Consider the following 11963-nt stretch of genomic DNA (forward strand, 5'->3'; position numbering starts at 1 on the left):
TGCATGTAGTGCTCGACGACGGCGTCGAGCCGCTCCGGTGGCACGCCCCTACCGCGGGTGACGTTTTCGAGGAACGGCCGTACGTCTTCGGGTTTCTCGGGACCGCCGAACGACAAAACGAGAAGAGCATCGAACTGCATGTCCATACTTGCGGTCATGAGTTCAATCTTGCGCGATGCCGTTCGGCGGGAGTCACCCGGGTACTCACCTGCGTAGTAGAAGGGGTGCTACTAGCCGACCATCGCGTGGAAGCCGCCGTCGACGTAGATGATCGACGCGGTCGTGCCGGGCAACCAATCCGAGAGAACGGTGCAGACCGTTTTGGCGACCGGCTCGCGATCGTCGACGTCCCAGCCGATGGGCGCAGCACCGTCCCAGGCGGTGTTCAGCTTGTCCAACTCCGCGCCCGGACCGGTGCTGTCACCGGCAATGGCCTTGGCGGCCAGGGTCTTGATCGGGCCGGAGGACACCAGGTTCGAGCGGATGCCACGAACGCCGACCTCTTTGGCCACGTAGCGGTTCACGGCCTCGAGCGTCGCCTTGGAGACGCCCATCCAGTTGTAGAACGGCATTGCGCGTGCCGGATCGAAATCCATTCCGACGATGGACGCGTTGTCGTTGAGCACCGGCAGCAACGCCTTGGCCAGCGCGCTGTACGAGTATGCGGACACCTCGAGTGCGACCGCCACGTCCTCCCACGGCGCGTCCATGAACGGGCTTCCCAGGCAGGAACGGGGAGCGAAGCCGATCGAGTGGACGACGCCGTCGATACCCTCGGGAGCCAGCTCGCGAACACGCTCGGCGAGAGATGCGAGATCCTCCGAACTCTGGACGTTGAGCGAGATTGCCGGCGGCACGGGCTGCGGCAGTCGCTGGGCGATGCGATCGATGAGGCGCAGACGATCGAATCCGGTGATCAGTACCTTCGCGCCCTGCTCCTGCGCGACCTTGGCCACGTGGAACGCGATCGACGAATCGGTGATGATGCCGGTGACAAGAATGGTCTTACCCTCGAGCAAGCCGCCCATGAGATGTCCTCCTGATTTCAGACGTACGAGAAAGGTGTGTGTACGAAAAGCGGGTCAGTGCCCCATGCCGAGTCCGCCGTCGACGGGGATGACTGCACCCGAGACGTATGCCGAATCGTCGGAGGCGAGGAAACTGACAACTGCTGCAACATCTTCCGGCTTTCCGGTCCGCTGCAACGGGATGAACTCGGTGGCCTTGTCCTTGACGTCGTCGCCCAGGGCGGCCGTCATGTCGGTCTCGATGAAACCCGGTGCGACGACGTTGGCGGTGATCGAACGCGAGCCGAGTTCCCTGGTCAGGGAACGAGCGATACCGACGATGCCTGCCTTGGACGCGGCGTAGTTGACCTGGCCGGCCTGTCCTGCCAGACCCACCACCGAACCGAGGAAGATGAACCGTCCGAAACGCGCGCGCAGCATCGAACGGGTCGCACGCTTCGAGAGGCGGAAGGTTCCGGTCAGATTTGCGTCGACGACGCTCGTGAACTGCTCTTCGCTCATCCGCATGATCAGTGTGTCGTCGGTGACGCCGGCATTGGCGACGATGACCTCGACCGGCCCCTGGTGCGCTTCGACCTCTTTGAACGCCCGGTCGATCGACTCGGTGTCGGTGACGTCGCACACGACGCCGAACAACCCTTCGGGGACACCGGAACCGCGGTGCGTGACGGCTACCTTGTGGCCGTCTGCGGCGAGCCGCTGAGCGACGGCCAAGCCGATTCCGCGGTTACCGCCGGTGACGAGCACCGAGCGCGGTGTGGTGACGGTCCGTTCGGAAACCACTGTCGTGGGAGGGGTAGACATGGCGATCAACCTATCAATTCTCTGCGGGCCGCGTACCAGCGGTATTTGGACAATTCGGAACTGCTCTCGATCAAGGCAGACGCTGCCTGCGTACCAGGGCGATCGTCAGACCAGCGGTCGCGAACACGACGCCGAGGACCAACCAAGGTCGACTCGCATCGCCTCGAGTCGTCTCGAAACCGATCTGCTCTTCGAGCGTGTCGTACACCTGGCGCAGTTCTTCCAGGCTCGATGCCGTGAAAAAACTTCCGCCGGACAGGTTGGCGATCTCCTTCAATGACGCGTCGTCGACCGGGACGGGGATTCGGTCCCCTTCGATCTCGACTCGCCCGTATGTCGTTCCGAAGGAAATGGTCGAGATCGGAACGCCCTTGTCCTTGGCCTGACGGGCAGCGGTGAATCCGCCCCGCGGATCGTCCGAGTTCTCGGGAACGGTCTGCTTACCGTCGGACAGCAACACGATGCGCGCCGGTGGCGCCTGATCGCTGCCGCCGAGAACAGCCGACAGCGTGTCGATCGACTGCAACGAGGTGAAGATCGCTTCGCCCGTCGCCGTTCGCTCACTGAGCTTGAGGTTGTCGATGGCGACCTTCGTCGCGTCACGATTCGTGGTGGGCGACACCAGAACCGAAGCGGTTCCGGCAAATGCGACCAACCCGAGGTTGATGCCGGGAGTCAGACCGTCGGCGAACGACTTGGCAGCTTCCTGCGCTGCTGCCAATCGCGTCGGCTCGACGTCGGTGGCCTGCATCGACAGCGACACGTCGATCACGAGGATCACCGTGGCACGGTTTCGCGGGACCTTCTTGTCTGCCGTCGGACCGGCAAGGGCGACGGTGAAGAACACCAATGCGACGACCATCAGAATCGCCGGAATATGACGCCACCGCCCGGGCCGCGAAGGCGCGACCTTCTCCAACAGTGCGAAGTTCGTGAACCGAAGTGTGTGCTTGGCCCGCTGCTTCTGCACGAGTACGTAACCGACCACCAACGCAGCGATGACAGCGAGGAACAGCAGCCACCACGGTGCGGTGAATTGAGAAAGACTCACGAACGAACGCCCCCAGTTCCGGCGCCGGCACCATAACTGTGTCGGCGTGCCGAGATGAATCTCACGACGTCGGCGATCCAGTCCCGATCGGTGTGCAGGGACATGAGCGGTGCGCCGCAACGACGTAGAGCTTGCCTGACCTCGACGCGGTGCTCGGCGGCGACTCTGGCGAAGTCGGCGCGCAATTGCGGCGTCGTGGTGAATTCTCTGGTCCGGCCGGACTCGGGATCGTGGAGCACCACGTCGCCCACGTCGGGCAGTTCGAGGTCTCGCGGATCGACCACTTCGACACCGAGCACGTCGTGCCGTCCTGAAATGGCGCGCAGCGAGCGTTCCCAGTCGATCGGTCCGAGGAAGTCACTGATGACCACCGCGAGTCCGCGTCGACGCTGTGGGCGTCTGAGCGCTTCGATCGCGCCGACCAGATCACCGCGTACCCCGTCCGGCGCGTGCGGAGTCGTCGCGATCTTGCGGAGCATCGCCTGTGCGTGAATTCGCCCACCGCGGGCCGGAATTCGAGTTGTCTGTGCGCCGGTCGAGATGATGGCGCCGACGCGGTTACCGCCCGAACTGGTCAGGTGAGTGATCGCCGCGGCTGCGGCGACGACCAGGTCGCGCTTCTCGCATCCGGCGGTCCCGAAGTCGAGACTTGCGGACAAGTCGATGACGAGCCACGTCTCGAGCTCACGATCTGCGACCGACTGACGCACGTGTGGGTGCGTCGTCCGTGCGGTGACGGACCAGTCCATCTGCCGCACGTCGTCGCCCGGCTGATACTCGCGGGCATCTCCCGGCTCCGAACCCGGACCGGGAATCAGGCCGAGATGATCGCCGTGCAGCACACCGTCGAGGCGGCGGCGAACCGTCAGTTCGAGGGTGCGCAGCGCAGCGGTGAGTTTGGGGTCGCTGAGCTCGCCGGATCGGAACGACGGCGGAGAACCGGTGGATCCGGCGGGTGTCGCCTGGCCACCGTCGCGGCCTTCGGTCACTGCGGGCGACTCATCGTCTCAGCGGTCGCGATCGGCGCGCCGTTGCCCTGCGGATTAGCTGTGCCCTGTGGGTTAGCTGTGCCCGGTGCGTTGAACTGCGGTGCCTGCGGTGCGCCCTGCTGGGGCGGTCCGGGAACGGTAGGAACCGGCCGCGCGGCGATCTGCGGCAGTCCGACGGTCTGCAGCACCCGGGCGATGACGGCGTCGGGAGTCACCTCGTCGGCCATGGCGTCGTAGGAAAGAACGAGACGGTGACGCAACACGTCCGGGATCACCTCGATGACGTCCTGCGGCACTACGTAGTCGCGCCCGCGGACGAGAGCGAGGGCCCGCGACGCGGCGATGATGCCGAGCGTCGCACGGGGTGAGGCACCGTACGCGATCCAGCCTGCGACGTCCTCGAGTCCGACTTCACGCGGCGTACGCGTAGCGGCGATGACCCGGACAACGTAATCGACGAGCGCGTGGTGAACGAAGACGTTGCTGGCGACGCGTTGGAGCCTGACCAACTCCTCCGGACCGAGGATCTGGTGCGGCTCCGGGGCCGCGACGCCCATCCGGTAGACGATTTCGCGTTCTTCCTCCACTGTCGGGTAATCGACGAGGATCTTGAACAGGAAGCGGTCGCGCTGCGCTTCGGGGAGCGGGTAGACGCCCTCGTTCTCGATGGGGTTCTGCGTCGCCATCACCAGGAACGGATCGGGCATGTGGTACCGCTTGCCACCGATCGAGACGTGGCGTTCTGCCATCACCTCGAGGAGCGCGGACTGCACCTTGGCCGGGGCACGGTTGATCTCGTCGGCCAACACGAAGTTGGCGACGACGGGTCCGAGTTCGGTGTCGAACTCCTCGCGGCCCTGACGGTAGATGCGCGTGCCGATCAGGTCGGTGGGCACCAAGTCCGGGGTGAACTGGACGCGGGAGAACGAACCGCCGACGACCTTCGCGAAAGTCTCGACAGCCAGCGTCTTGGCGACACCGGGTACGCCTTCGAGGAGGACGTGCCCCTTGGCGAGAAGTCCGACGAGAATGCGCTCGACAAGCCGGTCCTGCCCGACGATGACTCGCTTGACCTCGTAAATCGCTCGTTCCAAGGTCTGAACGTCGGCTGCCAGGGAAGGTGCTGCTCCGTCCGCACTTCCACTCGCCTTGCTTACGTCGACCGTTCCGACCGAATCTTCACGTGAGGTCACCAAGAATCCATCGCTTTCACCTAGAAAAGTACCGACAGTAACGTGTTCCCCGTCAACTATTCCAGGTAGTTGCGCTCGATGCCGTAACACCACGTCGGGAACTTGATACTTCCCTGACAATGCGGGTGTCAGCGGCATTTCCTCTGACGGTCAGGACACCAGTCGGACGGCGTACGGCGTCATTCCGCCCCACCGAACCGGTGAGACCATGACACTCGAACCGGATTGTGGTGCCTCGAGCATCTGACCGTTACCGAGGTAGAGCGCCACGTGTTGGCTGGCGTTGGGGCCATAGAAGATCATGTCGCCGCGCTTCATCTCCGAAGACGGAACCTGCGTGCCTGCGGTGTACTGATAGCCGGTGTAGTGCGGCAGCGAGATCCCGATGCCGGCAAAGGCATAAATCATCAAGCCGGAGCAGTCGAACCCGACCTTGTTGAAGTCGCCGTAACTGTCAGCGACGCCGCCGTCACGGATGCCTCGCGTCGGACCGTTCTCGTCGCCGCCGCCCCAGGCATACTGCACGCCTAGCTGAGACATTCCGCGGTCGATGACGGATTCGATTGCAGCGCTTCCGGTGACGGAGGGCTTCGGAGTGGTGGGTTTCGGCGTCGTCGGCTTCGGGGTGGTGGGCTTGGGCGTCGTGACCGTTTCCTCGTCGGTGCCGGTCTCTTCGTCCGTGCCTGTTTCCTCGTCGGTCCCTGTTTCTTCTTCCTCGTCGGTCCCTGTTTCTTCGTCAGTCCAGGTGTCGTCGTCGTCCGGGATGACGGTCGGAGTCGGGTCTTCGACCGCGGTGTGCGGACGCTGGGCTGCTGCCAGTGCGGCAGCTCGATCCTTGGCTGCCTGGTCGGCAGCGGCACGGGCGGCGGCCTGAGCGGCCGCTTCCTTGGCAGCGGCTTCGAGAGCCTTCTGATGAGCTTCCTCGGCGCGGCGCTGTTCGTCCCAGGTCGCGTATGCCTGGCGTTGACCCTGCAAGCCGGCGACGGCGTTGCGGGCGGCGTCGAGCTGAGCCTGGGCAGAGTTGCGCTCGGCTTCGATCGCGGCCTTCTTGGCTACCTGCTGATCGAGAGCGTTGCGCGCGATCTGAATCGCCTGCTCCGCCAGATCCTTCAGCTGCGCGGCGACCTCGGCGGCGGCATCGGCCTGCTGCTTGGCCTGGCGGGTCGCGGAATCCTTGTTCGCCTGCTCGGTACGTGCTCGCTGGAGACCGTCGAGCACTGCACTCTGCGTATTGGCGAGAAGCTTGAGGACCTGGGCGCGGTCGAGAACGTCGCCAGGACCCTTGGCGTCGAGGAACGACGAGATCGACGCAGTATTGGTGCCCTTGACGTAGCTCGAGCGTGCGTACTTGTCGAAGTCCGTCTGAGCGACCTCGATCTGCGCCGACGCGTCCTTCAGAGCTTGTTTCGTGACTCCGACGGCCTGCGCTGCGGAGTCTGCGGCGCCGCGAGCGTTCTGCAGATCCACGAGAGTCTTGTTGACGTCTTCACGCTTGATCGCAACTTCGTTGTCGAGTGCCGACAACTGTTCGTTTGCCGATGCGACTTGATTGATGAGCGCGCTGACGGTGCCGACGCTCGACGAGACCTGCGAATCTGCCGCGGCGATATCCGAGTCACTCGGATTCGGCGGCGGTGGCGGTACGGCCGAGGACATGGCCGGCGTCCCGACGATCAGGGATCCGACGACGCCGAATCCGATGACCAGTTGCGCCAGGCGCATCGATTTACGGGAAGGACCACGACGGGACTCGCCGCCACGTGTTACTTGCCTCACAAATAACTCTCCCTCGCGTGTAACGCCACGGCCCGCTGGGTCGCCGATCCGTGCGGGGAGGGAATGCGCAGACCAAGCACCGGTCGCCCACAGCCCGAGAGCTGCTCGTCGACCTGGACGTGTCGTACGAACGCCACCGTCGACACCTCGAGAACAAGGCAACCGACAAGTACGCGTCGAACAACATCAGCCTGTCTGCGACACTTCTTCCCCAAAAAGTGCCAGTTGTACCGTACGACACTCAAGCGTTCTTTGGAAACTTTAGCCACAAATAACACAAACGGTATTTGAGCTGGTCGAATGGCATGCAGACACCAAAAAGGGCAGGTACTCACCGCAAACAGCGGTGAGTACCTGTTTTCGACGAGTTACTGAAAATCTCGCAAAAGGACCAAGGTCAGACGGAATCGGCCCGGTGGTCGGATGGTGCTGGTGTTTCCGAAGTCGAGGCGATATGTCTGGTTTGCGCGTTTTCTGGCTCTCGCCGCCACTTGACGGCAAAGGTAATTCCGGCAATAACCGCCACCACTGCGATGACAAGGACCGTGTAAAGCGTCCACGGCGGACCTGGCGCCACGATCTCGTGCGAGAAGCGGTCCGCGGTCACGCTTGCGCTTTCGCCGAAAGATCGGTCCTGTGCAGTTTCGAGCTGCACTCGACTGATCGAATCGCTGTAGCTACCCATCCAGTCAGGGCTCAGAACGAGAACCGTTCCGCCTTCTGTTTTGCCGACCGTCGTGGCCAGGTCTCGAAGATCGGACGGCCGGCCCGGATTTGCGTCGACTACTACGACGCTCAAGTCGACACCACGTTCACGAGCGTCGGTCACCACCGCGGTCAGCCCCGCAACATCATCCGCGGGGGCGGAGACGCCGTCCGTCGAAATGTCCGCGAGCACGTCGTCGAGATCGACGTCCGACGGAACAGCGACGTGCAACGGGGACTTCACGTGCACAGGCGCAAAAGCGTGATTTGTAGGAGCAGACATCTCTCATCCGGGTGCTGTTCGGATTCCGTCCACCGCTGAGATGCGGGGAGTTCTTCCGAGGTCGTTTTCGGCGGCCGACCCGCGACGGGCCTGCATGCACCCTACTTCAGGTCGACTGCCACCAGGCGTCACACACAACCGCCGCGCGTGCCGCCCGAGCGGTAGCTGTGGGTGCGGTCACCCAGCCAAGCCTGCGTTGCGCAGGCCCGCAGTCTGCATGAAGATTGTTTCGGTCAACTTGCCCTGAATTCTCACAGGACAAGCGTACTGTTAGACTTGGACCAAGAGGTACCACCGGTCAGGACAGGTTCTACTGCAGCTCCGATGTTCGGACAGTTCTCACGCGAACTGTGCGATTGGCGTGAGCTACGGAGGATCTTCCCGGCCGAAGTACCTCGCTTCAGCTGCCGACACAGCCCCGTCGGTAGCGACCCTCATAGACGAGTGGAGCAGACGTGAGCACCAGTATCGATTCATTCGGAGCCAAGGGAACCCTCGAGGTCGGTGAGAACTCTTACGAGATCTTCCGCCTCTCGGCCGTCCCCGGCACCGAGAAATTGCCCTATTCCTTGAAGGTTCTCGCCGAGAACCTTCTCCGCACCGAAGACGGCGCCAACATCACCGCGGATCACATCCGCGCAATCGCAAGCTGGGATCCCTCAGCCGAGCCGAGCATCGAAATCCAGTTCACGCCTGCCCGCGTGATCATGCAGGACTTCACCGGCGTTCCTTGCATCGTCGACCTCGCCACCATGCGTGAGGCCGTCACCACCCTCGGTGGCGACCCGAACAAGGTCAACCCGCTCTCCCCCGCCGACATGGTCATCGACCACTCGGTCATCCTCGACGTCTTCGGCCAGGCCGACGCACTCGAGCGCAACGTCGACCTCGAATACGAGCGCAACGGCGAGCGTTACCAGTTCCTCCGTTGGGGCCAGGGCGCATTCGACGACTTCAAGGTCGTCCCCCCGGGAATGGGCATCGTTCACCAGGTCAACATCGAATACCTGGCACCCACCGTCATGTCGCGTAACGGACAGGCATACCCCGACACCTGTGTCGGCACCGACTCGCACACCACGATGGTCAACGGCCTCGGCGTGCTCGGCTGGGGCGTCGGCGGCATCGAGGCCGAGGCAGCAATGCTCGGCCAGCCCGTCTCCATGCTGATCCCCCGCGTCGTCGGATTCAAGCTCTCCGGTGAGATCAAGCCCGGCGTTACCGCAACCGACGTCGTGCTCACCGCCACCGAGATGCTCCGTAAGCACGGCGTCGTCGGCAAGTTCGTCGAGTTCTACGGCAACGGTGTTGCCGAGGTTCCGCTCGCGAACCGCGCGACGCTGGGCAACATGAGCCCCGAATTCGGTTCCACCGCAGCGATCTTCCCGATCGACGCCGAGACCATCGAATACCTGCGCCTCACCGGCCGCAGCGACGAGCAGCTCGCTCTCGTCGAGGCGTACGCCAAGGAACAGGGCCTGTGGCACAACCCCGACAAGGAACCCGTCTTCTCGGAGTACATCGAGCTGGATCTGGGAACCGTTGTTCCCTCGATCGCCGGCCCGAAGCGCCCGCAGGACCGAATCCTGTTGTCGGAGTCCAAGACTGCGTTCCGCAAGGACATCCACAACTACGTGGAAGAGAACCACCCGACCGAGCACACCCAGCTCGACGAGGCCGTCGAAGAGTCCTTCCCGGCTTCCGATCCCGCGGTTCTGTCGTTTGCCGACGACGGAGCGGTCGACGTTCTCTCTGCTGCCAACGGTGCAGAAGGCCGTCCGAGCAAGCCGGTCGTCGTCAAGTCCGACGCCGGTGAGTTCGTTCTCGACCACGGCGCCGTCGTCGTTGCAGGTATCACCTCCTGCACCAACACGTCCAACCCGTCGGTCATGCTCGGTGCTGCACTGCTCGCACGCAACGCCGTCGAAAAGGGCCTCGCCACCAAGCCGTGGGTCAAGACCAACATGGCTCCCGGTTCGCAGGTCGTCACCGATTACTACGAGAAGGCCGGCCTGTGGCCGTACCTCGAGAAGCTCGGTTACTACCTCGGCGGTTACGGCTGCACCACGTGCATCGGTAACACCGGACCGCTGCCCGAGGCAGTCTCGAAGGCCATCAACGACAACGACCTCTCGGTCACCGCGGTGCTCTCGGGTAACCGTAACTTCGAGGGACGTATCTCCCCCGACGTCAAGATGAACTACCTGGCTTCCCCGCCGCTCGTGATTGCATACGGCCTCGCCGGAACCATGGACTTCGACTTCGAGACCGATTCGCTCGGTAACGACACCGACGGAAACCCCGTCTACCTCAAGGACATCTGGCCGTCCACGCAGGAAATCGAAGAGACGATCAAGTCCTCGATCGACCAGGACATGTTCCGCAAGTCGTACGCAACCATCTTTGCGGGCGACAGCCGCTGGCAGAACCTCGAAACCCCGAAGGGTGACACCTTCGAGTGGGACGTGAACTCCACCTACGTGCGGAAGCCACCCTACTTCGACGGCATGACGATGGATCCGGCTCCGGTCAAGGACATCAAGGGCGCTCGCGTCCTCGCACTGCTCGGCGACTCGGTCACCACCGACCACATCAGCCCGGCAGGTCCGATCAAGGTCGGCACCCCCGCTGCGCAGTACCTCGACTCCCATGGCGTCGAGCGTGCGGATTACAACTCGCTCGGCTCGCGTCGCGGTAACCACGAGGTCATGATTCGCGGAACGTTCGCGAACATCCGTCTGCGCAACCAGCTCCTCGACGACGTCTCGGGTGGTTACACCCGCGACTTCACGCAGGAAGGCGCACCGCAGGCATTCATCTACGACGCGTCGCAGAACTACCAGGCAGCCGGCATCCCGCTGGTCGTCCTGGGCGGCAAGGAGTACGGCTCCGGATCCTCGCGTGACTGGGCAGCCAAGGGCACGAGCCTGCTCGGCGTCAAGGCCGTCATCACCGAGTCGTTCGAGCGCATCCACCGCTCCAACCTGATCGGCATGGGCGTTGTCCCGCTGCAGTTCCCGGTCGGCGAGTCCGCAGGTTCGCTCAAGCTCGACGGCACCGAGACCTTCGACATCGAAGGTGTCGAGAAGCTCAACGAGGGCGTCACCCCGAAGACCATGAAGGTCACGGCGACGCGCGAGAACGGCGAGAAGGTCGTGTTCGACGCAGTCGTACGCATCGATACCCCCGGCGAAGCGGATTACTACCGCAACGGTGGCATCCTGCAGTACGTGCTTCGCAACATGATCCGGGGCTAGTAGGCACTACGTGCCTGTGAGCACTTTCGGCCCCTGACGGGTCACAAAGCGCTCACGACCACTTTCGCCGGAAGGCGAACCAGGTTTCATCGGTGGTCGTGAGCGCTTTGTGCACTGAGTCGACATTCAGCGCCTACGGCCGAAAGTGTTCACAGGCAACCCGACAAAGGAGGGATGCCCGTGCCCAAGGTCAGTGAAGACCATCTCGCGGCACGGCGCAGTCAGATCCTTGACGGCGCCCGCCGCTGCTTTGCGGAATACGGCTACGACGGCGCCACAGTTCGCCGTCTCGAAGAAGTCACCGGTTTGTCCCGCGGAGCGATCTTCCATCACTTCAAGGACAAGGACGGCCTGTTCCTCGCTCTCGCAAGCGAGGATGCGAGCCGGATGGCAGATGTCGTCGCCGAAGAGGGACTCGTCCAAGTCATGCGGGACATGCTCGCGCAGCCCGATCAATTCGATTGGCTGGGAACGCGACTGGAGATAGCGCGTCGACTGCGCAACGACGCCGATTTCCGCGAGAAGTGGTCGCAGCGCTCCGTAGAACTGACGGAAGCGACCAGTGCGCGCCTCGCCAGACAGAAATCGGCCGGTCGGCTCCGTGACGACGTTCCCACCGAAATTCTGATCGGGTATCTGGATCTGGTGATGGACGGCCTGGTCGCGAGAATCGCCTCCGGCCACGGCGTCGACAACCTGTCAGCGGTTCTCGATCTGGTCGAGGAATCGGTGCGGCGGAGAGATTGAGGGGCTTCGCCCCTGTGCGCCATTTTGGTTGTTGGTACGACCAAAAAAGCGCCCCCGGGGTTAGGCGCGCAGGATAAGCTCGAGGTATTCCTGCGTCCAGTGGTCCGCGTTGCCGGCGGGCCGGAGGATG

General features: G+C 63.3%; 10 protein-coding genes. 2 read left to right on the plus strand and 8 right to left on the minus strand.

Translation table 11 applies throughout. The features are described 5' to 3' along the window. From RWT78_RS23300 to RWT78_RS23335, 8 genes are all read right to left on the minus strand, one after another. A partial coding sequence (locus RWT78_RS23300) for a ferrochelatase (RefSeq protein WP_314681222.1) occupies positions 1-140 on the minus strand: 140 nt, incomplete at its 3' end. 90 nt (positions 141-230) lie between these two features. Beyond that, the gene (gene inhA, locus RWT78_RS23305; RefSeq protein WP_003944803.1) at positions 231-1028 is read right to left on the minus strand and encodes an NADH-dependent enoyl-ACP reductase InhA; all 798 of its coding nucleotides are present in this window, start codon (positions 1026-1028) and stop codon (positions 231-233) included. 54 nt (positions 1029-1082) lie between these two features. Then, positions 1083-1832 (minus strand): 3-oxoacyl-ACP reductase FabG1, encoded by a 750-nt coding sequence (gene fabG1, locus RWT78_RS23310; protein ID WP_007727875.1) that lies wholly within the window; start codon positions 1830-1832, stop codon positions 1083-1085. Between the two features lie 70 nt (positions 1833-1902). Further along, positions 1903-2883: a VWA domain-containing protein gene (locus RWT78_RS23315; RefSeq protein WP_019748426.1), complete on the minus strand. Its 981-nt coding sequence runs from the start codon at positions 2881-2883 to the stop codon at positions 1903-1905. After that, on the minus strand, positions 2880-3872 hold the full coding sequence (locus tag RWT78_RS23320; protein ID WP_003944991.1) for a DUF58 domain-containing protein: 993 nt from the start codon (positions 3870-3872) through the stop codon (positions 2880-2882). The genes RWT78_RS23315 and RWT78_RS23320 overlap by 4 nt, the downstream gene beginning before the upstream one ends. After that, the gene (locus RWT78_RS23325; protein WP_003944917.1) at positions 3869-5065 is read right to left on the minus strand and encodes a MoxR family ATPase; all 1197 of its coding nucleotides are present in this window, start codon (positions 5063-5065) and stop codon (positions 3869-3871) included. Before RWT78_RS23325 ends, RWT78_RS23320 begins: the two co-directional genes overlap by 4 nt. 150 nt (positions 5066-5215) lie before the next feature. Beyond that, positions 5216-6787, minus strand: a complete 1572-nt coding sequence (locus tag RWT78_RS23330; protein WP_314681214.1) for an NlpC/P60 family protein — start codon at positions 6785-6787, stop codon at positions 5216-5218. Positions 6788-7238: 451 nt separating this feature from the next. Next, positions 7239-7829, minus strand: a complete 591-nt coding sequence (locus RWT78_RS23335) for a DUF6676 family protein (protein WP_021332993.1) — start codon at positions 7827-7829, stop codon at positions 7239-7241. A gap of 455 nt (positions 7830-8284) precedes the next feature. Between RWT78_RS23335 and acnA the strand changes: the two genes are divergently transcribed. Beyond that, positions 8285-11086 carry an aconitate hydratase AcnA gene (gene acnA, locus RWT78_RS23340; protein WP_003944995.1) on the plus strand — a complete coding sequence of 934 codons (2802 nt, stop codon included), beginning with the start codon at positions 8285-8287 and terminating at the stop codon, positions 11084-11086. A gap of 180 nt (positions 11087-11266) precedes the next feature. Continuing rightward, positions 11267-11833, plus strand: coding sequence for a TetR/AcrR family transcriptional regulator (locus RWT78_RS23345; protein ID WP_003944970.1), 567 nt, complete (start codon positions 11267-11269; stop codon positions 11831-11833). Positions 11834-11963: the final 130 nt, after the last annotated feature.

Source organism: uncultured Rhodococcus sp., from assembly GCF_963525155.1.
Lineage (GTDB): Bacteria > Actinomycetota > Actinomycetes > Mycobacteriales > Mycobacteriaceae > Rhodococcus_F > Rhodococcus_F qingshengii.